This window comes from Tistrella arctica (genome assembly GCF_039630945.1).
In the GTDB taxonomy this organism is placed as follows: domain Bacteria; phylum Pseudomonadota; class Alphaproteobacteria; order Tistrellales; family Tistrellaceae; genus Tistrella; species Tistrella bauzanensis.
In genome coordinates, this window is the sequence record NZ_JBBKTV010000001.1 from 88,191 (window position 1) to 112,194 (window position 24,004).

Sequence of the window (24,004 nt, forward strand, 5' to 3'; positions counted from 1 at the left end):
CGCCCCGGCTGCAGCCCAGACTGCATGCCCAGACTGCATGATCGAGTACCCGACCTGATGACCGTCAAGACCCGCTTCGCGCCGTCACCCACCGGCCGGCTCCATGTCGGCAATGCGCGCACGGCACTGGTCAACTGGCTGTATGCGCGCCAGTCCGGCGGCCTGATGCAACTCAGGATCGATGATACCGATCGCGATCGCAGCCTGGACATCCATGTCGAGGGTATTCTGACCGATCTGGACTGGCTGGGGCTTGCGGCGGATGAGTGCTTCCGTCAGACCGGCCGGGCCGATCGCCATGCGGCGGCCTTTGATGGTCTGGTCGCGAGCGGCCGGCTCTATCCCTGTTTTGAGACGCCGGAGGAGCTGGGCATCCGCCGCAAGGCTCAACTCGCCGCCGGCAGGCCGCCGGTCTATGACCGTGCCGCCCTGCGGCTGACCGCCGATGACCGGCGGGCACTGGAAGCGGAGGGCCGGCGCCCGCATTGGCGCTTCCGGCTGGATGACCGCGAAACCGCCTGGGACGACATGATCCGGGGCCGGATCGAGGTTCATGCCGGTTCGCTGTCCGATCCGGTGCTGATCCGCGCCGATGGCGCCCCCACCTATACGCTGGCCACCGTGGTCGATGATGCCGAGACCGGCGTCACGCATGTCATCAGGGGCGAGGACCACATCACCAACACGGCCGCGCAGATCCAGCTATTCCATGCGCTGGGCGCGGGCGAACCGCGCTTCGGGCATCTGGCATGGCTGCTCGATCCGGCGGGGGCGGGGCTGTCGAAACGGATCGGGTCGATGGCGGTCGGCGATCTGCGCGATGACGGTATCGAGCCAATGGCGGTGGCGGCATTTCTGGCCCGGCTCGGCACCTCGGATGCGGTGGAGCCGGCCCCGGATCTGGCGGCGCTGGTGGCAGGCTTCGACATCACCCGCTTCGGCCGGGCCGCGGCGCGGTTCGACCCGGCGGAACTGCTGCTGCTGAACGCACGCCAGCTACGGTTGGCCGATGCCGCTGCCGCAGCCCCCCGCCTGGCTGCGATCGGCGTGCCGGACGCCATGGCACGGGCCTTCTGGGATGCGGTTTCGGGCAATCTGGAACGGTTCGGCGATGCCGCCACCTGGTGGCGGGTGGTCGCGGGACCGGTGGATCCGGTGATCCTGGACGACGACACCAGCCGCGCGGTGCTGGCCGCCGCCCGCGACACTCTGCCCGACGAGCCCTGGGGCGCGGCTAGCTGGGCCTCGTGGACCAAGGCGGTGCAGATCCGCGCCGGGGTGAAGGGCAAGGCGCTTTTCCGCCCGCTCAGACTGGCTTTGACCGCCTCGGAGCATGGACCGGAACTGAAAAAGCTGCTACCGATGATCGGCCGCGCCCGTGTGCTGGCGCGGCTGTGCGGCGAGGCTGCCTGAGTGCCTGGAATGGTCTGAGTGCCCGGAATGGCCTGACCGTCCGGAACGGCCTGACGGCTGCGGATCCGCCCCGGCGATCCCCATCCGGCGCCAACGCCCGCCACCCCATTCATTCGTCCGGCGCCTCCGCCGTTCGCCGGTCTTTGATCGCCTGCCCCGAGGACGAGCCACCATGGCGCTTGCCGTCTACAACACCCGCACCCGTGCCAAGGAAGATTTCGAGCCGCTGGACCCCGCCCATGTGCGGATGTATGTCTGCGGCCCCACGGTCTATGACCGGGCGCATATCGGCAACGCCCGCCCGGTGGTGGTGTTCGACACCCTGTACCGGCTGCTGAAGGCCAGCTTTCCGCGCGTCACCTATGTCCGCAACATCACCGATGTCGACGACAAGATCATCCAGCGCGCCCATGACAGCGGCGAGGCGATCGAGACGCTGACCGCGCGGACGGCAAAGATGTTCCACGACGACATGGCGGCCCTGAACGCGCTGCCGCCCACCATCGAGCCGCGCGCGACCGACCATATCCCGCAGATGATCGACATGATCCGCCGGCTGATGGCCAGGGATCATGCCTATGAGGCCGAGGGGCATGTGCTGTTCAGCGTGCCCTCGATGGCCGATTACGGCGGATTGTCGCGGCGCGACCGCGACGAGATGGTGGCGGGTGCCCGGGTCGAGGTGGCGCCCTACAAGCGCGATGCCGCCGATTTCGTGCTGTGGAAGCCCAGTGCCGACGATCAGCCCGGCTGGATGAGCCCCTGGGGCCGCGGTCGTCCGGGCTGGCATATCGAATGCTCGGCAATGGCCGAGGCGCATCTGGGCGAGACCTTCGACATCCATGGCGGCGGGCAGGATCTGATTTTCCCGCATCACGAGAACGAGATCGCCCAGAGCCAGTGCGCCCATGACGGCGCCTTGTTCGTGCGCTACTGGATGCATAACGGCTTCATCAATGTTGATGGCGAGAAGATGTCGAAATCGCTCGGCAACTTTTTCACCGTCCGCGACCTGCTGGGCCATGTGCCGGGCGAGGCGGTGCGCCTGCTGATGCTGCAGACCCATTACCGCCGGCCGCTGGACTGGTCGCAATACGGCATGGAACACGCCAAGCTGACTCTGGACCGGTTCTACACCACTCTGCGGATGGTGGCGGATATCGAGCCGGACGGCGATTGCCGCACGATCCCCGACGACATGCTCGACGCGCTGAACGACGACCTGAACACGCCGCTGGCGCTGATGCATCTGCATGAATGGGTGGGGCAGGCCAATCGCAGCACCGACCGGTCGGAACGCGCGATGCTGAAGGCCCGCATCCTGGGCGCCGGACATGCGCTGGGCCTGCTGCGCCACGAACCCGAAGACTGGTTCCATGGCGGCAATGCCGGCGATGGCGCGAGCGAGGTCGACGCGGCCGAGATCGAGCGGCTGATCGCCGATCGGATCAATGCCCGCCGCAATCGCGACTTCAAGGCCGCCGACCAGATCCGCGACGACCTGAAAGCTCGTGGCGTGGTGCTGGAGGACGGGCCGGATGGCACCCGCTGGAAGCGCGGCTGAGGCAGAGCTGTCCGATCGCGGAACCGCGTCCGAGCTAATCCCGCTCGGCGTTTGACATCGTTTCGACATTACGACGTCACTAGGGCAGTTGTAAGCTGGCTGTGTTCACGCGACGCTTGGCTTGGGGGTGGCCGCCGGCGGCGTTGTCTGACCACTCTGGAGGCGATCTCGGATGCCTAGAGAAGACACTATTACCGCGATGACTCGTTTTGGCTGCGGTGTGACGCCGGATCAGACGGACGCTGTTGATGCGGACCCCAGAGGCTGGCTTGATCGCCAGCTTGTATCCGTGAATTCGACACCGGCGAGCTTTGCTGGTCTTCCACCCTTTATAGAACGCATTGATCTGTTTTCCAGTAAGCGCGGGCCAGACAATAAAACAGACGATGAACTGGAGGCGCGGCGTGTCCTGCGTTGGCAATTTAATGAAAAGATTGCCCAGGCTAGAATATCTGCTGCGATTGATTCTTCTTTTCCTCTTCAAGAAAGATTAGTTCATTTTTGGTTCAGCCACTTTACGATTTCCACGCTTGTCGGTGGCGTGGTTGGCGTGGCGGACATTTATGAAAATCGCTCAATCCGACCCCATATACTTGGACGGTTTCGCACTATGCTGGGGGCGGTTGTCAGCGACCCGATGATGTTGACTTATTTGGATAACACTGTCTCGGTCGGTCCGAATTCCGTCACCGGCAAGACATCGAGTAAAGGACTTAATGAAAACTTAGCACGCGAGCTTCTTGAACTTCATACTCTTGGTGTTGAAGGCGGCTACACCCAGCGTGACGTTATTAGCCTTGCCAAGATACTTACCGGGTGGAGTACCACTTCCGTTACGGCGGATGATGCGATGGAGTTTCGCTTTGTGGCCGGTTGGCATGAACCTGGCGACAAGGAGCTTCTGGGGCGCAAGATTGTGGAGAGTGGCGAAGACGAGGTGAGGGCCGCACTCGACATCCTCGCTGCATCGCCAAAAACTGCTCGTCACATTGCGCGCAAACTGGTGACGCACTTCGTGTCGGATATCCCACCTGATGACCTGGTCAATGCCCTTGAACAGCGGTTTATCGATACGGATGGCGATCTGAGAGCCGTTACACAGGCGCTTATCGAGCATCCCGGATCCTGGGTACCACAGCGTACCAAAGCTCTTCCCCCTGAAGACTGGGCGGTTGCGCTCGCTCGACTGATTGGTGTTGACGGCGAAACGGCGGCGCCTGGTCTTCAGGTTGCAATCACTCAGCTTGGCCAAAAGATCTATGGAGCCCGCTCCCCTCAGGGCTGGCCGGAAGCCGCGTCTGCATGGCTCACCCCTGAGACGGTCATCGCGCGGGCCGCATGGGGACGGAAGATCGCATCCGATCTGCCTGCGGATACTGACGTGCGCGTGCTGATAGCACTGTGGGGCATGAATGAGAATGAAGAGGCAGGGCGAGCAATAGCCGGTGCGCCGTCGCAGGCAGATGCAATTGCGCTCTTGGCGGCGTCGCCGCAATTTAGTTTTCGCTGACCAGTTATCTGGGACAGAACGATGTTCGAGACGAATCGAAGAGCATTTCTTTCCGGCATTGCAGCAATGGCCTCTCTACCGTTGACTGCACGGCTAACATTCGCGGCGCGCGGTCCAGAACCCGAGCGGCGATTCGTATTGATTATATTGCGTGGCGCTGCTGACGGACTGGGTATTATTCCACCTGTGGGTGATCCAGATTATGCCACGATGCGTGACGCCCTAGCATTTGACCCAAAGCGCCTGACTGCCCTTGATGACCGATTCTCCATGAATCCGGCACTAGCAAGCCTCGAGCCGTGGTATCGGGCCAAGGAACTCTTATTTGTGCATGCTGTTGCGTCGCAGTATCGAGAGCGCTCTCATTTTGATGCTCAGGCTGTTCTGGAATCCGGGCGTGACGATCCAAAGCGCGTCAGTGATGGCTGGCTGGCTCGCACGCTGAATGCGATGGAAGGCGGACCACGCTCACTGGCAATTGGCGGTGGTGTTCCCGCAGTTTTGTCCGGCGGCAAAAATGTCATGACGTGGTCGCCTGGGCGGACCCGTGTTCCTGATCAGAATCTTCTAGAGCGCCTTGCCATGATCTATGATCACGACAGCAGATTGTCTGCATTTGGCCCCGACATCCGACGGTCTGCAGGTCTTATTGACGGAGCCATGAGTTCGCAGCGTGGGGCCTCTTCTGTAACGCAACGCGCATTCGGTACAGCGGGACAGCTTCTGATGGCAGATGGCGGACCGACGATTGCAGTCATATCAACCGATGGTTGGGATACTCACCACGGCCAGGGTCTTGAAAGCGGGCGGCTTTCGCAGGCGGTCCTGGCCCTGTGCGATGGCCTACTGGCACTGCGTGGCCAGTTGTCAGATAATATCTGGGCGGGCACGACCATCCTCGTGGTCAGTGAATTCGGTCGGACGGTAGCAATGAACGGCAGTGCCGGTACAGACCATGGCACAGGCGGGCTTGCGATGCTGGCCGGAGGAACGGTGGCTGGTGGCCGTGTTGTTTCCGATTGGCCGGGGTTATCGTTGACGGCTCTGTACGAAAAACGTGACCTTGCTCCGACGACTGATACACGGGCTCTAATGAAGGCTGTTCTCCGCGAACAACTGGGAGTGCCGGACAGGGTGATTAGCGAGGTGGCATTTCCGGGCAGCGAAAAGGTCAAAGCTGTCGACGGGCTTTTCCGAAGCTGAGAGGCGTCTTTGTTCGATGGCTCGACGTCAATTTGCGTCGTTATATTCGTAGCCGTTCCTATAGATCGCGCGCTCTCTCCACGGTTGGTACTAGCTGCTTAGTCCTGGCCTCCGGCACCTCCAATCCGCCATATCTGGCTTTCCACTTGTAGAAGGTCGCGCTCCAAATTCCATGACGGCGGCACACATCCGCCGTCGACTCGCCGGCCTCCCTGCTCCTTCAGGATGCCGATGATCTGCTCTTCGCTGAACCGGCTGCGTTTCATGCCGTCCGTCTTCTTCCTGAGACGATTCCTATCTCAAATTGAGTATAGTCGCGGGGAACAGGCCAACGCATAGGTATGCGGTGGCTCCACTGGCTATTTGCATGTCCACCAACTTGGCTGCGTTCCAATTTGCGGGTGTGGATGGCCCTCAGCCGATGGCTGGCCTACCACGCCCCGCACCGCCGTCGACGACAGATGGCTAAAGGCATTGCGGGAGAAATGTGCCGGAGAACGCCACCCTTGTGCACGGAATACTCCCTTTCTGTTTAGCGTCGGCGCGACCGGAATGGTATTCCTATCCGCAACAAACTGGTCAGCGGCGACGGAGATCACACAGGAATGTCCGGTGAGCGCATCTATCTGTATGACAGCACTCTGCGCGACGGCGCGCAGACCCGTGGCGTCGATTTCACGGCAGCCGACAAGGCGGGTATTGCGCGCGAACTGGACAAGCTGGGCATCGATTATATCGAAGGCGGCTGGCCGGGTGCGAACCAGACCGATGATGCGTTCTTCGCCGATCTGCCGCGGCTGACCCGGGCGCGGTTTTCAGCCTTCGGGATGACCCGGCGTTTCGGCCGGTCGGCCGAGAACGATCCCGGGCTCGCCGCGGTGCTGGGCGCCGATGTGCCGGCCGCCTGTCTGGTCGGCAAGAGCTGGGATTTCCAGGTCACCGTGGCGCTGGGCGTGGAGTTGGACGAAAACCTGCGGATGATCGGCGACAGCATCGGCCATGCGGCGCGGGTGAAGTCCGAGGCGATGTTCGATGCCGAGCATTTCTTCGACGGCTATAAGGCCAATCCCGATTATGCGTTGGCGGCGATCGGGGCGGCCTATGCCGCCGGCGCGCGCTGGGTGGTGCTGTGCGACACCAATGGCGGCACGCTGCCCCACGAGATCGACGAGATCGTCCGCCATGTCACGACCCTGATCCCCGGTGACCGCCTGGGCATTCACTGCCACAACGACACCGGCAATGCGGTGGCCAACAGTCTGGCGGCGGTGCGCGCCGGGGTGCGGCAGATCCAGGGCACGCTGAACGGGCTGGGGGAGCGCTGCGGCAATGCCGATCTGGTGACCCTGCTGCCGACCCTGATGCTGAAGATGGGCTATACCACCGGCCTCGACGAGGCGGGCTTGACCCATCTGACGACCGTCAGCCGCGCCTTCGACGAGCGGATGAACCGCGCGCCGAATATCCATGCACCCTATGTTGGTGCGGCGGCCTTTGCCCATAAGGGCGGGTTGCATGCCAGCGCCGTGCTGAAGGATCCGCGCGCCTATGAGCATGTGGTGCCGGAACAGGTGGGCAACCGGCGCCATGTGCTGGTATCGGACCAGTCGGGCCGGGCCAATCTTCTGGTGCGGCTGGCCGAGATCGGCATCGAGGTCGCGGCCGATGACCGGCGCCTGCCGGGGCTGCTGGAGCAGGTGAAGGCCAATGAGCATGTCGGCTATGCCTATGACGGCGCCGAGGCCAGCCTGGAGCTGCTGGCCCGCCGGGCGCTGGGCGAGGTGCCGGAATATTTCCGCCTGCAATCCTTCCGGGTGATCGACGAACGCCGCTACAATGCCCGTGGCGAGCTGGTGACCCTGTCTGAAGCCACGATCAAGATCACCGTGGGCGGCGTGCCGATCATGGCGGTGGCCGAGGGCAACGGCCCGGTCAACGCGCTGGATACGGCGCTGCGCCGGGCGATCGCCCAGACCTATCAGGGGGTGCGCGATGTCCGGCTGGTGGACTACAAGGTGCGGATCATGTCGGCGCCCGACGGCACCGGCACCGATGCGGTCACCCGGGTGGTGATCGAAAGCGCCGATACCGCCGGCCATCACTGGTCGACGGTGGGCGTGTCGGCCAATGTGGTCAATGCGTCCTATGAGGCACTGGCCGATGGCATCACCTATCGGCTGTTTCAGGCCGGCGTGTCGGTGCCGGCGGCGGCCGATGCCGCGGCGGCCCTGGATATGGGAGCCTGAGCGACCGATGACCGACCAGTCCGAGCAGCGGCCGGCCAAGGCCGCTGCGACCCGTGGCCTCGACGGGCTTGGCGGCGTTCAGCCGGCCGTGATCCTTGTGAACACCCAGATCGGTGACAATATCGGCTCGGCCGCCCGGTCGATGCTGAATTTCGGCCTGACCGATCTGCGCCTGGTGGCGCCGCGCTGTCCCTGGCCCAATGACCGTGCCACTGTGCTGGCGTCTGGCGCCGACGTGGTGCTTGAACGGGCGCGGGTGTTCGAGACCGTCGCCGATGCCGTGGCCGATCTGGATTTTCTGGTGGCGTCGACCGCCCGCCCGCGCGACATGGTGAAGCCGGTGGCGACGCCTGCGGCGGCGGCGGCGCGGATGCGCGGCCATGCCGAAGCCGGCGGCCGGATCGGCATCCTGTTCGGGCCCGAGCGCACCGGGCTTGAGAATGAAGACATCGCCCTTGCCGATCTGATCCTGACCGTGCCGCTGAACCCGGCCTTCGCCTCGCTCAATCTGGCGCAGGCGGTGGCGCTGTTCTCGTATGAGTGGTTCACCACCCGCGACGAGACCGTGCCGGTGCAGATGGAGATGGGCCGCTATGGCCGGGCCTCGAAGAAAGAGGTGGCCTCGTTCTTCGATCATCTGGCGCAGGCGCTGGACTGGTCGGGTGTGATCCGGAACCCTGAGATGCGGCCGACCATGCTGCGCAACGTCCAGGCCATGTTTCAGCGCGCCGATCTGACCGGGCAGGAGGTTCGCTCGATGCGCGGCTTCCTGCACGGATTGATGATCCGCGGTGCGCGCGAGGGCGAACTGGCCGATTTCCCGTCCTATCGGCGCCGGCGCGCGGCGCTGGACCGGGCCGATGCGGCGGCTGCCGCAGCGGCGGCCGGCATCGTTCCGCCAAAGGCGCCCGGCCGCGCCCGCGGCCCCGATCGCCGCCAGGCTGCCGCCGATGCCGCCGCCGGGCGGATCACCATCGGCGGCCATGACGCGCTGCTGGTGGTGGACCTGCAATATGATTTCATGCCCGGCGGCGCGCTGGCGGTGGCCGATGGCGACGCGGTGGTGCCGCTGGTCAACCGGTTGGGACGGTTGTTCGCCGAGGTGGTGCTGACCCAGGACTGGCACCCGGCGGGCCATACCTCGTTCGCCAGCAGCCATGCGGGTCATGCACCCTTCCAGACCATGGATCTGGACTATGGCGCCCAGGTGCTGTGGCCCGACCATTGCGTGCAGGGCAGCCGTGGCGCCGATCTGCATGACGGGCTGGATCTGCCGCAGGCGCGGCTGGTGATCCGCAAGGGCGACGATCCGGCGGTCGACAGCTATTCGGCCTTTCTTGCCGCCGACCGCACCAGTCCGACCGGGCTTGAGGGCTATCTGCGCAGCCGCCGCATCACCCGTGTGTTCATCTGCGGGCTTGCCACCGATTTCTGCGTGGCCTGGACCGCCCTCGACGCCCGCGCCGCCGGTTTCGAGGCGGTGGTGGTCGAGGATGCCTGCCGGGCCATCGACAATGACGGATCGCTCGACCGGGCACGCCAGCAGATGCAGGCGGCCGGTGTGCGGCTGGTCGGCAGCACCGAACTGACGGCCGCCGCCCCCGGCTGAACGGCACCTGCCATGTCCGGCTGTTTTCGCGTTGCAATTCTTGTAATGTTATAACATAACATATTCCGAACGCCGAGATGCTTGACCGGTCATGAACCGCGCCTGTAGTCTCGGCTCAGACGGTTCCCTTCGGGGATCAAAAGGGAACGGGGTGCGTGCGTGTGTCTGGCTGTGCCAGCGCCTGCGCCATGCCCCGGCTGTCCCCGCAACTGTAGACGGCGAGCCGGCCGTCCACTCGCCACTGGCGCGGCATTCGATGATGCGGCCGGGAAGGCGACGGTCCGGTGAAGACCCGTGAGCCAGGAGACCTGCCGTCTATCGTGGTCACGCGCGTGCCTGCCGGTCGGGGTGTACCGGTGGCGATGGCCGGCCCTCGTGCCGACTGTCCTGCTTGCGGTGATGTGCCACGCATCGTGAGGCATCATGCTGCCCGGACTGTCTCTGCCGGCGAAATCCGGCCCTGCCGGCGACACGTCGTCGCCATCTCATCCCGTATCGTCTGTGCCGATCCCGGCGCCCTGGGGCGATGCCGATGCGTCCTTCTTCGCCGGACATCTGGACCGGTCCGATTATGCCCGCAATCTGGGCGAGTCCTTGCGGGCGCTGATCGGCGGGCGGGCCCGGTCGCTGATCGATATCGGCGCCGGGTCGGGCGTGCTCGGCCTTGGCCTGATCGCGCGCGGCGGCCACTGGACCGCATTCGAGCCCAATGCCCATATGCGCGGCCGGCTGGCGGCGGTGGCGGCCGGCCGGGCCGATCTCACCCTGGATATCCGCGCCGATGGCTGGCAGGCGCTCGATGCCGCCCCCATGGCCGACCCGGCCGATCTGGTGCTCTGCGCCAATATTCCGGGGCCGATCGGCGCGGCGCGGGCGCTTTATGCCCGCACCCGTGGCCGTGGCCGCAGCCTGGCCTGGATCGTGCCGGCGCAGGCGGGGCCGCGAAGCTGGTGCCTGTCGGGGTTTCTGCCTGATGATCTGCATGGCGAGGACACGACCCCCGGCCACAGCCTGTGCCTGGACGAATTGGGACCAGACCAGGCCCCCGATCTGGTGCATCTGGTCGACTGGCGTTTCCGTGCCCGGTTTGCCGATCGCGCCGTCGCCCGCGACCACATGATCGACCGGCTGGCACGGCGCCATGGGCGGGTTTCCAACGATCTGGCGCACCGCCTGGACCAGCATCTCGACCACGCTCTGATGCCGGCCGATGACGGCGGCGTCATTGCCGAGGCGCCGAAGGTGAGCGCCATCCTGCTCTGGCATGGCTGAGCCTGACCCCTCGCGTGCTGCTCTTCACCACAAGATCAGGAAAACCGGACATCACCACCATGCGCACCCGTTTCTCTGGCCGGCGCCGGCCGTCGGCGTTGTCCGCCCTCTGCACCCTGCTGGCTGCACCGGCACCGCTTCTTCTGTCTCCGGCGCCGGCGCTGGCCGATGACATCGCGGCCGCGGAACTCGACCGGATGGTCATCACTGCCCAGGGCCGGCCGGAGCCCCGGGCACGGGCCTCGGGCACCGTGCAGGTGATCGATACCGAGACCATCCGCCGGTCCTCGGCCCGCTCGGTGACCGATCTGCTGGCCGAGAATGCCGTGGGCTTCTTCAGCGACTGGAGCCCCGGCCAGACCTCGTTCAACATCCGCGGCGGCGCCACCGACGGCCAGGGCCGCGACTGGCGCAGTCAGGTGACCGTGCTGATGAACGGCCGTCGCGCCGGCACCGCCAATCTGTCGAAGCTGTCGCCCGATGATCTGGACCGGATCGAGATCATCCGGGGCCCGGCCTCGGTGATCTATGGCGCCCAGGCGATCGGCGGCGTGGTCAATCTGATCACCCGCTCAGGCGCGACCGAAGAGGCCGGCAGCGAGATCACCGCGCGCGCCGGCTCGTTCGGTCTGGCCCGCGGCCATGCCGCCACCGCCGGCGCCAGCGGCGGTATCGATCATTATGTCGGGCTGAGCGGCGGCGTGCAGGATGATTACGACACGCCCGAAGGCACGCTCGACAACACCGGCTGGCGGCGTGGCGGCGGGCTGGGCGCCTTCGGCTTCCAGAACGAGCGGCTGGGGCGCCTGGACCTGACGCTGCGCACCGATGGTGTCTATGATGCCGGTTTCCGGGGCTCGCAATGGGACACCAACAACACCGATGACCGGCGCAATGCCTCGATCGATCTGGGCTGGGACCGGGAATTCGGCGCCGGGATCGGTGTTGCCGCGCAAGCCTATGTGGTGCGCGACGTCGACAGCTTTCATTGGGGGTCCGAACGTCAGCGCAGCGGCGCCGACGGCTTCTCGTCCGACGACAACCGCCGGCAACTGGATGTGATGGGGCTGAAGCTGGCGCCGCGTCTGGCGGTCGACGACGACACCGATCTGATCTTCGGCATCGATGCCGAAACCGCGAAACTGCGCAGCGACCGTGTCCGGCAATCGATGACCGGCGGGACGACCGCCCAGGTGCCGCCCTATGACATCAACGAGGATACCGACAGCCTCGGTGTCTATGGCGAGGCCGTGCACCGGGCGTTCGACGACGCCCTGACCCTGCGTGGCGGGGCGCGCTGGAGCTATGGCCGGGTGTCGACCCGCGCGACCCCGAACCAGCCGCTGCTGGTCGAGCGGACCGAAAGCTGGGACGACGTGACCTGGAGCATCGGTGCCGCCTGGGCCGCGTGGCCGACCGTGACGCTGCGGGCGGGCGTGGCGACCGGCTTCCGCGCGCCCACCGGCACCGAGCTTGCCTCGGATTTCACCGCGGTCGGTGGTGGCCGCACCTTCGGCAACCCCGATCTCGACCCCGAACGCAGCCTGCAATTCGAGCTGGGCGCCGCCCATGCCGACGGGCCGCTATTCGTGGACGCGGCCCTGTTCCAGAACACCATCACCGACCGCATCACCACGGTGACCACCGGCACCGATCAGCGGACTTATGCCAATGCCGGCGGCGATGCCATCATCCGCGGGCTGGAACTTCAGGCCCGCTATGACCTTGCCCGCCTGATGGGCTGGCGGGACTGGGCGCTGGCCGTTCAGGGGTCAGGGGTGTGGAATGTCGAGATGCGCGACGAGGGCGCCGATCCGGCGTTGACCGGCCCCGACCGCACCCGGCTGCAACGGATGCATGAAACCCAGGCGGCGCTGGGGGTGAGCTTCGGCGCGCGCGGCATCTGGTCGATGACGACGACGGCTGTCGTCCGGGGCCCGCTCTATTACGACACCGAGGAGTCGCTGGTGGCCGGTGCCGAGCCCGACAGCCGGTATGTGCATCGCAAGGGATCGAGCTGGCTGATGAACCTGCGCGGCGACTGGTATGTCACCGATGCCCTGACCGTGTTCGGCGGCATCGACAATCTGTGGGATGTGAACGACCATCCGCTGTTCATCGCCACCGACAGCGTGCCCTATCGGGGTGATCCGGTGTCGTCCAATGGCGGCCTGGGCAACAGTCAGGCCGGGCGGAGTGCCTATGTCGGCGCGACCTGGCGGTTCTGACCGCGGCCGGTGGCGCCGGCAGGTGGCTGTGCTGCTGGCGCTGACCGCGCTGGCGGTCTCCGCCATGCCGGCCACTGGCGCGGCGGCCGCCCAGAGTGAATGGCCGCGCGTGGTCACCGACGCGCTGGGGCGCGCGGTGGTGATCCCGGCGGCGCCCCGGCGGATCGTCGCCATCTTCTCAAGCAATGTCGAGATGCTGGCCGCGATCGGTGCCGGCCCCGAGATCGTGGCGATCGAGGCCTGGACCCGCTATCCGCCCGAGATTGTGGCGCGGGCCGGGCGGGTCGGTGGTCGGCTGGGGTTTTCGGTGGAGGCGATCGCCCGGATGGATGCCGATCTGGTGGTGATGACCCCGGCACGACAGGCGGCGGCCGGCATGGTCGATCCGCTGGGTCGGATCGGCGTTCCGGCGCTGGTGCTGACCCATCGGCGCCTCGACGACATCCTTGGCAATATCCGCCTGCTGGGCCGCGCCACCGGCCATGAGGCGGATGGCGATGCCGTGGCGGCGGCGATGGCGGCGCGGATCGATCATCTGCGCCGCTGTCTGGCTGGCCGGCCGCCGGTGCGGGTGTATCTTGAAACCGGCAGCGACGATCGCGGTGCGGCGTTCACCCTGCGCGACGACACCTATACCGGCGACATCCTGCGCGCCGCCGGCGGCGTCAGTGTTTTTGCCGGTCGGGACCGGCTGGGCCGCGTGTCGGGAGAGGCGGTGTGGCAGGCGGACCCCGACATGATCCTGGTTGCCGGAACACCGGCGCAGGCGCAGGCGCTGACCACACGGCCCGGCTGGGGCGGCATCAACGCCGTGGCGCGTGGTGACGTGGCGGCGGTGTCGCGGGCGCTGTTGCTGATCCCCGGGCCACGGGTGGTGGACGGCGCCTGGATGCTGGCCCGGTTGCTGCATCCTGCGGCTTTCGCGGCCGGGGGCGCCTGTGCCGCTGCGCCGCAATCTGTGGAAGGGGCAGGTGGATGACCCGGACCCTGGCGTTCACCCTGCTGACCGTCGCGGCGGTGGCGGCGGTTCTGGCCGGGCTGTGGCTTGGCACCGAAACCGCGACGCGTGCCGATCTGGCCGGATTGATTGCCGGCAGCGACGGCCCGTTCGCGCGTCTGCTGCTGTACTGGCGGCTGCCCCGTGTGCTGGCGGCCTTCGCTGTTGGGGCCTGTCTTGGCGTTGCTGGCGCGGTGTTCCAGGGCGTGTTCCGCAACCCGCTGGCGGAACCCTGGCTGCTGGGCACGGCGCCGGGTGCCGCGCTGGGTGCGGCCGTGGCGCTGCTGGTGCCGCTGCCGGTGGCTCCGGCGCTGGCTCTGCCGGTGCTGGCGATCGCCGGTGCCTGGGGCGCGACCTGGATCGTGATTGCAGCCGCCCGTGCCGCGCGGATCGCCGATGTCACCGGCGTGCTGCTGGCGGGGGTGGCGGTGGCGGCGGCGCTGGGTGCCGTGCGCGGCCTGCTGCTGCTGGCCCTGTCTGACGATACCGTGAACCTTCAGGTGGTGATGAGCTGGACGCTGGGCGGCATTCACACGCCGGATGCCGGCGGGCTCGCTCTGCTGTGGGGGCTCAGCCTTGCCGGCATCGCGCTGGCGCTGGTTCTGGCGCCGGGGCTCGACCGGCTGGGGCTGGGTGATGAGGCCGCCGGTGCCATGGGCCTGAACGTCCGGCGCTTCACCGAACTGGCGGTGCTGGCCGGGGCCGCGATCACGGCGGTCGCCGTGGGCTGGGGCGGGCTGGTCGGTTTCGTGGGGCTGATGGTGCCGCATATGGCGCGGCGGCTGGTCGGCCCCGGCCACCGCGTTCTGATTCCGGCCTCGGCGCTGGCCGGCGGGGCGCTGGTGGCGGTGCTCGACGGGCTCGCCCGGTCGCTGCTGCCGCCGGCCGATCTGCCGCTTGGCCTGCTGACGGCGCTGATCGGCGCGCCGGCCTTTCTGCTGGTGCTGGGTCAGGCCCGTGGCGGTGTAAGATGAGGGCGCGCGGGATGAGGGAAGCGGCGGCGCTTGGCCTTGAGCATGTGACGGTGCATCTGGGCGGAAGACCGGTGCTGCACGACCTGTCGCTCGATCTGGTGCCGGGCGAGATGCTGGCGCTGGTCGGGCCGAACGGGTCCGGCAAGACCACCGCCTTGCGGGTCATGGCCGGTGCTCTGGAACCGGCGACCGGCCGGGTTCTGCTCGACGACGCCCCTCTGGCCGACCGCGCGCGGCGGATGCGGGCGCGGGACGTCGCCTATCTGCCGCAGGGCTTCCGCAGCCACTGGAACCTGACCGTGGCCGAGCTGATCCGTCTTGGCCGCGAGCGCGGGGCGGGGTGGCTGCCGGGCGGTGCCGGTGCCGGTGTCCGCGGGCGGCCGGTGCCACCGCCGGCGGCGCTCGACCTCGACCGGCTGCTCACCCGGCGGCTGGATGATCTGTCAGGGGGGGAGCGGGCGCGGGCGGCACTTGCCTGGGCACTGGCGGCACCGGCGCGATTGCTGCTGGCCGATGAGCCCACCGCCAGCCTGGACATCGCCCATGCTCTGGCGGTGATGCGGCTGCTGGCCAGCCTGCGTGGCGCCATGACCGTGGTGGTGGTGGTGCATGATCTGGGGCTGGCGCTGGCCCATGCCGACCGGGTGGCGGTGCTGGATGGCGGCCGGCTGCGGGCGGTGGGGACGCCGCGTGCGGTGCTGGCATCCGGGGCCGCCGACGACGCCTTCGGTCTCAGCTTCAGGCCGGTCGCGACCCCCTCCGGCACCTGGCCGGTGGCGGTGGCGCCGGGGCCGGCGGGGGAGGCGATGGCAGATGGGGCATAGCGGCCGAACAAGGGGGGTGATTCCCTTTGACAACACCGGCTCCCGCCTATAAATAGACCCGATCCTCTACTGCGGTCCTACCCGTTACTGAACGGTTTAAACACAAGATGACCAAGCGCATCCAGGCCAAGCACAAGATCAGCCGGCGGCTCGGCGTGAATCTTTGGGGCACGGCCAAGAGCCCGGTGAACGCGCGTGCCTATGGCCCCGGCCAGCACGGCCAGCGTCGCCGTAAGCCGTCGGACTACGGTCTTCAGCTCGCTGCGAAGCAGCAGTTGAAGGGTTACTACGGTAACCTGACCGAGAAGCAGTTCCGCCGCGTCGTGGACGAGGCGACCCGCCGCAAGGGCGAGTCGACCGAGAACCTGATCGGCCTGCTGGAAAGCCGTCTCGACGCGGTTGTCTATCGCTCGAACTTCGTCGCCAGCGTCTTCGCTGCCCGTCAGTTCGTCAATCACGGTCATGTTGCGGTCAACGGCCGCCGCGTGACCATCCCGTCCTACCGCCTGAAGCCGGGCGACGTTGTCAGCGTGCGCGAGAAGTCGCGCCAGTTGACGATCGTTCTCGAGGCCACCCAGCGCCGTGAGCGTGAAGTGCCCGATTACATCGACGTCGACTACGACAAGCTGACTGCGAGCTACAACCGCATGCCGCAGCTTGCCGAAGTGCCCTACCCGGTGCAGATGGACCCGAAGCAGATCATCGAGTACTACTCGCGTTGATCGGCTGAAGGGGCTTCATCAGGCTCCCGACCACGAAACGCCCCGCCGGATCTCCGGCGGGGCGTTTCGCGTCTCAAGGGGCGGTCGCGGGCAGGATCATCGTTCAGCCGCCGGCCTTTCTGGCCCCGCGACGATAATCATCAGGGGTGACGCCTGTCAGGCGACGGAACATGGCGATGAATGCCGAGGCGCTGCCATAGCCCAGATCCAGGGCCACGGCCTCGACCTTCTCTCCGGCGGTCAACCGAGGCATGGCCTTCAGGACGCGCAGCCGCTGTCGCCACTCGGCCAGCGACATGTTCAGGTCGCGCTGGGATCGCCGCATCAGCGTGCGTTCCGTGGTGTTGACCGCCCGCGCCAGTTCGGCCAGCGACAGCGTGCAGCCGGGATCGGCATCCAGCATCGCCAGAACCCGGCCGAGTTGCGGATCATCCGATGTCGGCAGATAGCTGCCGGCGCAGCCCGCCACGGCCAACTGGTCGACCAGCACCCGCAACAGCCGGCTGCCGGCCTCGTCATAGGGCGGCGTGATCCTGCTGTGGCGGAGATGATCGAGCATGGCCATCACCATCGGTGTCAGGCTGAGGGCGCAGGTCATCACCGGCAGGGCATCGGCCAGCGGCGTCGAGACATAGAGTGAGCAATGACAGGCGGCCTGATGGTTCAGCCCGCGATGCTCGATCCCAGGGGGCAGCCACAGGCCGTATTGCGACGGCGCCAGATAGTGGCGGCCCGCGACCCGCACCTCCATCACGCCGCTGAAGGCATAGACGAATTCGCCCCAGGGGTGGCTGTGCAGCGGGTAGGTGGCATCCGCCGGCATGTCGGCGGTCCGAAAGACCACAGGTGCCGGCAGGGCGTCGACGAAGGGCGGCTGGTGCAGATGCATCGCATCACCGCGCCTGCGGCCATCGACGAACATGGGGTCTCTCCTGTCGGTGGGGCCTGTCGGTGGGGCGCTATCGATTGTCGGTTCTTCACTATATCCATTCAAGCCGACAAAGCCACAATGCCATACCGCGTCGAGAGCGCTTCGGACAAGGTGGATGGCATGCGCAAACCCCTGGATCTTCAGGCATTCGGCCTGATGCTGATCGTCTGCGCGTCGCTGGGGCTGCAACAGGTCGCCCTGAAGGCCACGGCGGGTGACGTGTCGCCGGTGCTGCTGATCGCCATGCGCTCGGGCATCGCGGCCGTGCTGGTCGGGCTGTATATGCTGGCGCCGCGTTTGCGGTCCGGCCTGCGCCGGAAGGCCGGTGCCATCGGCGGCGACCCGGTCGCCGATGGTGGCTGGAAGCCCGGGCTGCTGGTCGGCTTCCTGTTCACGCTGGAATATCTGCTGCTTGGCGAGGCGCTGAGGCTGACATCGGCGGCGCATGCGGTGGTGTTTCTGTACACGGCACCGGTCTTCGCCGCGCTGATCCTGCACATAACGGTGCCCGCCGAGCGGATGTCGCTCCGGCAATGGGTCGGTATCCTGATGGCCTTCGCGGGCGTGGCCACGGCGTTTCTGGGGCAGCGCGCCGGGGCTGATCGCGCCGCGGCGGATATGCTGGCGGGCGATCTGCTGGCGCTGCTTGCCGGCGCCGCATGGGGCCTGACGACGGTGGTGGTGCGGGGCTCGCGCCTGTCGCGCGTTCCGGCGACACAGACGCTGCTGTATCAGTTGACGGCGGCCTGCCTGCTGCTGCTGGTGGCGGCCGCGCTGCTCGATCAGATGACCTTCCGGCCGACCGCCATGGTCCTGGCCAATCTGGGTTTTCAGTCGGTGGTGGTATCGTTTCTGGCGTTTCTGATCTGGTTCGGGCTGCTGCGCCGCTATGTCGCGTCGCGCCTGGGGGTGCTGTCGTTCATGACCCCGTTGTTCGGGGTGTTGTTCGGCGTCTGGCTGCTTGATGAGCCGATGGAACCGGGTTTCGTCACCGGCGCGATGCTGGTTCTGGCCGGGATGACGGTGGTCGGCAGTGCCGGCTGGTCCGGTCGGGCTGGTCTGATCGGCTGGACGCTGCGGTCAGGGCAGGCAGAGTACCGCGGCACCGACCGAGGGGACGAGGCCCGAGAGCAGGCCCAGCGCGGCGATGGCGAGGCCGGCCGCCTTGCGCAGGCCGGGCAGGGCGGCCGAGCGGCGCAGCCCAGCGAAGCCCAGCGCGGTCGCGGCGACGGCGGGCACGGTGCCGAGGCCAAACCCCGCCATCACCGACAGGCCGCCTTCGGGGCTGCCGGTCATCATGGCATAGAACAGTGCGCCATAAACCATGCCGCAGGGCACGCAGCCCCAGGCGAGCCCTGAGACGAAGGCGCCGCCGGGACCGGCGGCGACGCCGATGCCGCCGATACCGGCCGGGCGGAGAACCCGGGCGATGCCGGCGGTGAGCGGCATGGCCAGACGGTCGAGACGGGCGAGCGACGGCACCAGCCCGGCGACGGACAGCCCCACCCAGACCAGGGTGGCGGCACCCAGCAGGCGGGCGATCTGATAGGCACCGGCCCGGTCGAGCCCGCCATAGACCGAGGTGCCGATCGCGCCGACCACCAGTCCGGCGGTGGCATAGGCGACGACGCGCCCGGCATGGGCCGCCGCCAGCGCCTTCAGCCGGCCGCGTGTGCCACCCTCGCCATCGAAGCTGAACATCAGCCCGGCGGCGATGCCGCCGCACATGCCGGCACAATGCAGGCTGCTGGCGGCGCCCATCAGAAAGCCACCGGCGAAGCTGAGTTCCGAAACCGCCATGACCGCCCTATTTATCTCAGGAGTAGCCGGCGGCCATCAGTGGTGGCCGGCCGCATCGTCGCCCGGAACCTCGGGCTCCGCACTGCCATCAAGCGCGACCAGCATCATGGTGGCGATCATCGCCGGCACCGCCAGCAGGGCCGCATAGAGGGCGACACCGATGCCGAGCGTGACGCAGCCGATCGCCAGCAGCAGCAGAATATTGGTCAGCAGCAGCGGCAGGCCGCGCGGCGAGACCATATCGGCCAGGATATGACGGATGCCCGTGCGAGCCCGGCCGGCCATTGCCGCCACGGCCCCGAGATCGGGCAGGCGCGGCAGGGCAGCGGGTGCGACGCCGCTGGTCGCGGCGCGGGCATGGGCGCGCGCCACCAGCGCCATCGGCAGGCCGATCGCCAGCCAGATCAGGCTGGTGATGAACAGGCCGGGCAGGGCGATCAGCACGCCACCCAGCCGTCCGGCCATGCGCAGCGCCTGTGCCGCAAGGCCGACGGCGCCAAGCCCGCCACGGCCCGCGACCAGGATCAGCCGTGGCAGCAGCGACACCACCAGCGCGCCGCCGGCCGCGGCCACCGCCAGTTCGGGGCCGGCGACCATGGCACCGATCGCGGCCGCGGCGATGACCGCCATCACCAGCGGCCAGATGGAACGTTGACGGCGGGGGCTGGCGGCACCGCCGGCGGAAGAGGTCGTCATCGACATGAGCACAGATCCGGACAGATGAGGGCAGTGGCAAGGCTGGGGGCGCTGTGGCCAGGACAATGGCGTGTCAGCGGACAACCGGCAATTCGACCAGATGTCGCATCTCGTCGGCGCCACGGGTCAGCTTCAGCCGGATGAACCAGTGCCCGCCATTGGGGAAGGCCAGCGTGGCCATGGCGGCCCCGTCTCCGGCCCGTGGCGCGAAGGTGATCGGCAGGAGCTGGGGAATCCGGCCGGTATGTTCGGCCTCGCCCTGCACGACAATGCCGTCGAGCGGCACGCCGCCGGCATCGGCGACACCGACCACCAGCCGGCCCCGCCGCGGATCCGCCGCATCGGGCAGATAGCGGGCATCGATCCGCCAGCCCAGTGCCGCTTCGGCCGCCCGCTCCTTCAGCACCCGGTCATAGCTGAGGCCGGTCGCATAGGCGTCGTCGGTGACCAGGCCTGTGAAGCTGTCATAGGCGATGGTCACGAACCCCGCCTGCACCGATCCCAGCACCAGAAAGAAGCCGATGATCGCGCGCGGAATCCAGCGATCCGACGGGCGCGGGGCTGGATCGCCCGGCATCCGAACGGGCGGGGGTGGTCCGATCCGCGCGGTCATGGCTCCGGCTCCCAGAAACGGGTGTCGACGCGGGCAAGCTCGGCGCCGGTTTCCGTGTCGTTGAAGACCAGCGTCACCGGTCGCGGCCCGCCGGCATGTGCCGGCTGTTCGTGCAGTTCGCCGGCATGTGCCGGCTGTTCGTGCAGTTCGCCGGCATGTGCCGGCTGGCCGCGCAGCGGTGGCCGGGTGATCAGCAGCCGGTTGGCGGCACTGCGCTGACCGCTGACCGCCATCAGGGCGGCGTCGGCGCCATCCCCGGCCGCGAAGCGCAACTCGGCCGTGGGCATGCCGTCGACCGAGGCGGTGACGGCGCTGAGCCGGGGCAGGCGATGCGACAGCCGGACGACATAGTCGTTGCGCACGCTGCCATCCGACAGAAGCACATAGCGGGGCGTGTTCTGCGGTTCGACATCGATCTGCACCGCGGTCATGCGGGTGACGCCGATGGCGACCGCCAGCAGCGCCGCGACCATGGCCGCGCCGAACACCATCGCCTTGGGCTGGAACAGCCCGATGCGCGCCGGTGGCGCCATCGGTGCCGGATCGGCCTGTTCGGCATCGAAGCGGATCAGCCCGGTCGGCCGCTCGATGCGGGTCATCACCTCGTCGCAGGCATCGATGCACAGGCCGCAGCCGATGCAGCCCATCTGCAAGCCATCGCGGATGTCGATGCCGGTGGGGCAGACCTGAACGCAGCGGCCGCAATCGACGCAGTCACCACGGCCGGCCACGGCATCCGGCGCCAGCCCGACGCGGCCATCGGCGGCGACGGCGAAGGCCGTCACCTGTGCCATCGGCGCGGTCGCCGCCGCCGCCGCGGCCAGCAGATCGGGGCGTAGCGCCACCCGTTTGCGGGCCCGTGGCTCACCCCGGGCGGCACGATAGGTCACCACCAGACTGTCGCGGTCGAGCAGGGCCGACTGGAAGCGCGGCCAGGGGCACATATGCAGGCACACCCGTTCCTGGGCATGGGCACCCAGAACATAAGTGAAGCCGGCGATGACCAGAATGGTGCCATAAGCGGCCCCCGGCAGATCGCCCGACAGCAGCCGGCCGGCAAGGCCTGGGGCATCGACGAACCAGGCGGTGAAGCCGATGCCGGTGGCAACCGCCACAATCGCCGACAGCACGAGCGTGATCGGCCGGATTCGCGCCTGATGGCCTCGGGCCAGCCGGTGCGCCAACCGTCCGATGCCGCCGAAGATATCGGTCCACACCGTCTGCGGGCAGGCGAAGCCGCACCATACCCGGCCCGACAGGCTGGTGGCATAGAACAGCCCGAAGGCGCCCGCCACCATCAGCCCCACCGCGATCGGCAGATCCTGCGGCCAGAATTCCAGGCCGAAGACGAACAGCCGCCGGCCGGGCAGGTCGACCAGCACCGCCTGATCCGGCAGCCCCGGCCCCCGATCCCAGCGCAGAAAGGGCACCAGGAAGAAGATCGCCAGAAAGCCCAGAATCAGCCGGGTCTTCAACCGGCGGAAATGGCCGCGCACCGGCTGGGGCAGGTGACGTCGGCGTTTGCGGCGCGACAGGGCCGCGGCCTTGGGGGCATGCGTGCCGGCGATGCCGGGCGAGACGCCGTGATCCGAGGTCGCGGTCATTTCTCACCCCCGCCCAGCGTGTGGACATAGACCGCGATCATCCGCACCGTCGCTTCGTCCAGCCGCTCGCCGAAGGCCGGCATCACCCCCATGCGGGGATGGGCGATCTGGCGACGGATGGCATCGGTGCTGCCGCCATACAGCCAGATCGCGTCATCCAGGCGCGGCGCGCCGAAATCGCGACCGCCGCCGCCGGTCTCGCCATGGCAGGCGGCGCAGTTCCGCGCGAAGACGGCGGCACCCGGCATGGCCGCACGGCTGCCGGCCTGCGCCGGATCGGCCAGGGTCTTCACATAGGCCGCCACCTGATCGATCTGGTCTGGCGGCAGGATCTCGCCGAAGCCCGGCATCATCGACTGGCGGGTGTCGGGATGATCGGAGCGGATGCCATAGAGAATGGTCTGGCGGATGTCGGTGATCTTGCCGCCCCAGATCCAGTCGTCATCGACCAGGGCCGGAAACTGGCCGGCCTGACCGCCGGCCCCCACGCCATGGCAGGCGGCGCAGTTCTCGTTGAACGCGGCCTGACCACCGGCGGTGGCAAAGCGTCTGAGCGCGTCGTCGGCCTCGATGCTCTCGATCGGTGCGGCGACCAGGGCGTTGCGCATGCCGGCCTGGGCGGCGCGCGCCGCGGTGACGTCCTTGACCAGTTCCTCGGCGCTGCTATAGCCGAGCGCGCCTTCGTAATAGCGTTCGGTCGTGGCGAAGGACGGGTAGAGATACATATAGAGCAGGGCCACGGCGATCGAGACCAGGAACACGCCCACCCACCAACCGGGGATCGGCGTCGACAATTCCTTGATGCCGTCCCATTCATGGCCGGTGGTATAGCGTCCGGTCAGGTCGTCGCGTTCCGGCCGCTCGTGATGATCAGGGCTGGCCATGGTCGTCATCCTTCAGGGCGAACGGAATCCGGGCGTGGTCTTTCATCCGGTCGCGCGCCGACGGCCGGAAGGTCCGGACCAGGATCACGGCGAACAGCAACACGGCCGCGACCAGCCAGTACTGATAGATCAGGGCGCTCAAGGCATCGATCATCTGCCGGCCTCCACGCTCGACCCGGCGATGCCGGCGCCGATCCCGGTTTCCAGCCGGACATCGGAGAAATCGACCATCGTGCCCAGAACCTGAAGATAGGCGACCACCGCATCCATCTCGGTGATCCGGTCGGGCTGGCCGTCATAATCGCCGATCCTGGCGCCGGGATAACGGGCGCGCAGGGCGTCGGCGTCCTGGCCGGTGGCCTGGGCGCGCAGATCCGCTTCGGCCCGGGCGATCATCTCCTGGCTATAGGGCACGCCCACCTTGCGCAGCGCGCTCAGATGGTCGCCGGCGACGGTTGGGTCGATGTCGCGGTCGAGCAGGTCGCCATAAGCCGGCATGATCGACACCGGCACCACGCTGCGCGGATCGACCAGATGCGCCACCTGCCACTCGTTCGAGTATTTCAGGCCGACCCGGGCGAGATCGGGGCCGGTGCGCTTCGACCCCCACAGGAAGGGATGGTCGTACATGCTCTCGGCCGCGATCGAGTAATGGCCATAGCGCTCCACCTCGTCGCGGAACGGCCGGATCATCTGGCTGTGGCAGGCATAGCAGCCTTCGCGGGTATAGATGTTGCGGCCAAGCTGTTCCAGCGGCGTATAGGGGCGCACGCCGTCAACCGGTGCGACCGTGCTTTCCACCTTGAACAGCGGCACGATCTCGACCAGTCCGCCGATCGAGATGATCATGAAGGTGAGGATGAACAGCAGCGAGGTGCTGCGTTCGATGCGGGCGTGATTGAACCGGGGCATCG

General features: G+C 67.4%; 20 protein-coding genes, 3 pseudogenes and 1 riboswitch. Of the genes and pseudogenes, 14 read left to right on the forward strand and 9 right to left on the reverse strand.

The genetic code is table 11. The features are described 5' to 3' along the window. Positions 1 to 57 precede the first annotated feature (57 nt). From gltX to WG924_RS00410, 4 genes are all read left to right on the forward strand, one after another. Complete coding sequence (gltX, locus tag WG924_RS00395) at positions 58 to 1,413, forward strand: glutamate--tRNA ligase (protein ID WP_345930849.1); 1,356 nt, start codon at positions 58 to 60, stop codon at positions 1,411 to 1,413. 172 nt (positions 1,414 to 1,585) lie between these two features. Next, positions 1,586 to 2,977, forward strand: a complete 1,392-nt coding sequence (cysS, locus tag WG924_RS00400; RefSeq protein WP_345930850.1) for a cysteine--tRNA ligase — start codon at positions 1,586 to 1,588, stop codon at positions 2,975 to 2,977. Between the two features lie 172 nt (positions 2,978 to 3,149). Next, positions 3,150 to 4,487: a DUF1800 domain-containing protein gene (locus WG924_RS00405; protein ID WP_345930851.1), complete on the forward strand. Its 1,338-nt coding sequence runs from the start codon at positions 3,150 to 3,152 to the stop codon at positions 4,485 to 4,487. Between the two features lie 21 nt (positions 4,488 to 4,508). Then, the gene (locus WG924_RS00410; RefSeq protein ID WP_345930852.1) at positions 4,509 to 5,690 is read left to right on the forward strand and encodes a DUF1501 domain-containing protein; all 1,182 of its coding nucleotides are present in this window, start codon (positions 4,509 to 4,511) and stop codon (positions 5,688 to 5,690) included. A 103-nt stretch (positions 5,691 to 5,793) separates the two neighbouring features. Here WG924_RS00410 and WG924_RS00415 read toward each other — a convergent pair. Beyond that, positions 5,794 to 5,956 (reverse strand): annotated as a pseudogene (locus WG924_RS00415) (transposase); the annotation flags it as partial. A 339-nt stretch (positions 5,957 to 6,295) separates the two neighbouring features. Here WG924_RS00415 and cimA point away from each other — a divergent pair. The 9 genes and pseudogenes from cimA to rpsD all read left to right on the forward strand — a co-directional run bounded on the left by cimA (position 6,296) and on the right by rpsD (position 16,562). Continuing rightward, positions 6,296 to 7,936 carry a citramalate synthase gene (gene cimA, locus WG924_RS00420; RefSeq protein ID WP_345930854.1) on the forward strand — a complete coding sequence of 547 codons (1,641 nt, stop codon included), beginning with the start codon at positions 6,296 to 6,298 and terminating at the stop codon, positions 7,934 to 7,936. 7 nt (positions 7,937 to 7,943) lie between these two features. Beyond that, positions 7,944 to 8,708 (forward strand): annotated as a pseudogene (locus WG924_RS00425) (RNA methyltransferase); the annotation flags it as partial. Positions 8,709 to 8,903: 195 nt separating this feature from the next. Then, positions 8,904 to 9,545 carry a bifunctional nicotinamidase/pyrazinamidase gene (pncA, locus tag WG924_RS00430; protein WP_372045151.1) on the forward strand — a complete coding sequence of 214 codons (642 nt, stop codon included), beginning with the start codon at positions 8,904 to 8,906 and terminating at the stop codon, positions 9,543 to 9,545. Positions 9,546 to 9,648: 103 nt separating this feature from the next. Then, positions 9,649 to 9,875: riboswitch (cobalamin riboswitch) on the forward strand. Positions 9,876 to 9,968: 93 nt separating this feature from the next. Further along, positions 9,969 to 10,817, forward strand: a complete 849-nt coding sequence (locus WG924_RS00435) for a class I SAM-dependent methyltransferase (protein WP_345930855.1) — start codon at positions 9,969 to 9,971, stop codon at positions 10,815 to 10,817. A gap of 59 nt (positions 10,818 to 10,876) precedes the next feature. After that, entirely contained in the window at positions 10,877 to 13,045 is a 2,169-nt protein-coding gene (locus tag WG924_RS00440) for a TonB-dependent receptor (RefSeq protein WP_345930856.1), read from the forward strand. Between the two features lie 22 nt (positions 13,046 to 13,067). Next, positions 13,068 to 14,024, forward strand: a complete 957-nt coding sequence (locus WG924_RS00445) for an ABC transporter substrate-binding protein (protein WP_345930857.1) — start codon at positions 13,068 to 13,070, stop codon at positions 14,022 to 14,024. Beyond that, a complete protein-coding gene (locus WG924_RS00450) occupies positions 14,021 to 15,016 on the forward strand; it encodes a FecCD family ABC transporter permease (RefSeq protein ID WP_345930858.1) in 996 nt (331 codons plus the stop codon). Before WG924_RS00445 ends, WG924_RS00450 begins: the two co-directional genes overlap by 4 nt. Before the next feature lie 11 nt (positions 15,017 to 15,027). Beyond that, complete coding sequence (locus tag WG924_RS00455) at positions 15,028 to 15,840, forward strand: ABC transporter ATP-binding protein (protein WP_345930859.1); 813 nt, start codon at positions 15,028 to 15,030, stop codon at positions 15,838 to 15,840. A gap of 107 nt (positions 15,841 to 15,947) precedes the next feature. Next, complete coding sequence (rpsD, locus tag WG924_RS00460; RefSeq protein WP_188579779.1) at positions 15,948 to 16,562, forward strand: 30S ribosomal protein S4; 615 nt, start codon at positions 15,948 to 15,950, stop codon at positions 16,560 to 16,562. A 103-nt stretch (positions 16,563 to 16,665) separates the two neighbouring features. Here the strand turns inward: rpsD and WG924_RS00465 are convergent, their stop codons facing one another. Next, on the reverse strand, positions 16,666 to 17,484 hold the full coding sequence (locus WG924_RS00465) for an AraC family transcriptional regulator (RefSeq protein ID WP_345930860.1): 819 nt from the start codon (positions 17,482 to 17,484) through the stop codon (positions 16,666 to 16,668). 165 nt (positions 17,485 to 17,649) lie between these two features. On the opposite strand from WG924_RS00465, the pseudogene WG924_RS00470 reads away from it, so the two are divergent. Beyond that, a pseudogene (locus tag WG924_RS00470) lies at positions 17,650 to 18,510 on the forward strand (DMT family transporter); the annotation flags it as partial. 63 nt (positions 18,511 to 18,573) lie between these two features. Here the strand turns inward: WG924_RS00470 and WG924_RS00475 are convergent. The 7 genes from WG924_RS00475 to ccoO all read right to left on the reverse strand — a co-directional run bounded on the left by WG924_RS00475 (position 18,574) and on the right by ccoO (position 24,002). Further along, positions 18,574 to 19,293: a sulfite exporter TauE/SafE family protein gene (locus tag WG924_RS00475; protein ID WP_345930861.1), complete on the reverse strand. Its 720-nt coding sequence runs from the start codon at positions 19,291 to 19,293 to the stop codon at positions 18,574 to 18,576. Positions 19,294 to 19,329: 36 nt separating this feature from the next. Further along, on the reverse strand, positions 19,330 to 19,995 hold the full coding sequence (locus WG924_RS00480) for a hypothetical protein (RefSeq protein ID WP_345930862.1): 666 nt from the start codon (positions 19,993 to 19,995) through the stop codon (positions 19,330 to 19,332). A 67-nt stretch (positions 19,996 to 20,062) separates the two neighbouring features. Then, positions 20,063 to 20,602 carry a FixH family protein gene (locus WG924_RS00485; protein ID WP_345930863.1) on the reverse strand — a complete coding sequence of 180 codons (540 nt, stop codon included), beginning with the start codon at positions 20,600 to 20,602 and terminating at the stop codon, positions 20,063 to 20,065. Then, entirely contained in the window at positions 20,599 to 22,206 is a 1,608-nt protein-coding gene (locus tag WG924_RS00490; protein WP_345930864.1) for a 4Fe-4S dicluster domain-containing protein, read from the reverse strand. The genes WG924_RS00485 and WG924_RS00490 overlap by 4 nt, the downstream gene beginning before the upstream one ends. Then, a complete protein-coding gene (gene ccoP / locus WG924_RS00495; RefSeq protein ID WP_345930865.1) occupies positions 22,203 to 23,090 on the reverse strand; it encodes a cytochrome-c oxidase, cbb3-type subunit III in 888 nt (295 codons plus the stop codon). The genes WG924_RS00490 and ccoP overlap by 4 nt, the downstream gene beginning before the upstream one ends. Next, entirely contained in the window at positions 23,077 to 23,244 is a 168-nt protein-coding gene (locus WG924_RS00500) for a cbb3-type cytochrome c oxidase subunit 3 (RefSeq protein WP_188579764.1), read from the reverse strand. The genes ccoP and WG924_RS00500 overlap by 14 nt, the downstream gene beginning before the upstream one ends. Beyond that, positions 23,241 to 24,002 (reverse strand): cytochrome-c oxidase, cbb3-type subunit II, encoded by a 762-nt coding sequence (ccoO, locus tag WG924_RS00505; protein ID WP_345930866.1) that lies wholly within the window; start codon positions 24,000 to 24,002, stop codon positions 23,241 to 23,243. Before ccoO ends, WG924_RS00500 begins: the two co-directional genes overlap by 4 nt. Positions 24,003 to 24,004: the final 2 nt, after the last annotated feature.

What these genes read in the sequence shown, in the direction of transcription:
- WG924_RS00410 (WP_345930852.1), top strand. Translation starts at nt 4,509, where the DNA reads ATGTTCGAGACGAATCGAAGAGCATTTCTTTCCGGCATTGCAGCAATG.
- WG924_RS00440 (WP_345930856.1), top strand. Translation starts at nt 10,877, where the DNA reads ATGCGCACCCGTTTCTCTGGCCGGCGCCGGCCGTCGGCGTTGTCCGCC.
- ccoO (WP_345930866.1), bottom strand. Translation starts at nt 24,002, where the DNA reads ATGCCCCGGTTCAATCACGCCCGCATCGAACGCAGCACCTCGCTGCTG.
- WG924_RS00455 (WP_345930859.1), top strand. Translation starts at nt 15,028, where the DNA reads ATGAGGGAAGCGGCGGCGCTTGGCCTTGAGCATGTGACGGTGCATCTG.
- WG924_RS00475 (WP_345930861.1), bottom strand. Translation starts at nt 19,293, where the DNA reads ATGGCGGTTTCGGAACTCAGCTTCGCCGGTGGCTTTCTGATGGGCGCC.
- rpsD (WP_188579779.1), top strand. Translation starts at nt 15,948, where the DNA reads ATGACCAAGCGCATCCAGGCCAAGCACAAGATCAGCCGGCGGCTCGGC.
- WG924_RS00480 (WP_345930862.1), bottom strand. Translation starts at nt 19,995, where the DNA reads ATGTCGATGACGACCTCTTCCGCCGGCGGTGCCGCCAGCCCCCGCCGT.
- ccoP (WP_345930865.1), bottom strand. Translation starts at nt 23,090, where the DNA reads ATGGCCAGCCCTGATCATCACGAGCGGCCGGAACGCGACGACCTGACC.
- WG924_RS00465 (WP_345930860.1), bottom strand. Translation starts at nt 17,484, where the DNA reads ATGTTCGTCGATGGCCGCAGGCGCGGTGATGCGATGCATCTGCACCAG.
- WG924_RS00490 (WP_345930864.1), bottom strand. Translation starts at nt 22,206, where the DNA reads ATGACCGCGACCTCGGATCACGGCGTCTCGCCCGGCATCGCCGGCACG.
- cimA (WP_345930854.1), top strand. Translation starts at nt 6,296, where the DNA reads ATGTCCGGTGAGCGCATCTATCTGTATGACAGCACTCTGCGCGACGGC.
- WG924_RS00450 (WP_345930858.1), top strand. Translation starts at nt 14,021, where the DNA reads ATGACCCGGACCCTGGCGTTCACCCTGCTGACCGTCGCGGCGGTGGCG.
- WG924_RS00435 (WP_345930855.1), top strand. Translation starts at nt 9,969, where the DNA reads ATGCTGCCCGGACTGTCTCTGCCGGCGAAATCCGGCCCTGCCGGCGAC.
- gltX (WP_345930849.1), top strand. Translation starts at nt 58, where the DNA reads ATGACCGTCAAGACCCGCTTCGCGCCGTCACCCACCGGCCGGCTCCAT.
- WG924_RS00405 (WP_345930851.1), top strand. Translation starts at nt 3,150, where the DNA reads ATGCCTAGAGAAGACACTATTACCGCGATGACTCGTTTTGGCTGCGGT.
- WG924_RS00500 (WP_188579764.1), bottom strand. Translation starts at nt 23,244, where the DNA reads ATGATCGATGCCTTGAGCGCCCTGATCTATCAGTACTGGCTGGTCGCG.
- cysS (WP_345930850.1), top strand. Translation starts at nt 1,586, where the DNA reads ATGGCGCTTGCCGTCTACAACACCCGCACCCGTGCCAAGGAAGATTTC.
- WG924_RS00485 (WP_345930863.1), bottom strand. Translation starts at nt 20,602, where the DNA reads ATGACCGCGCGGATCGGACCACCCCCGCCCGTTCGGATGCCGGGCGAT.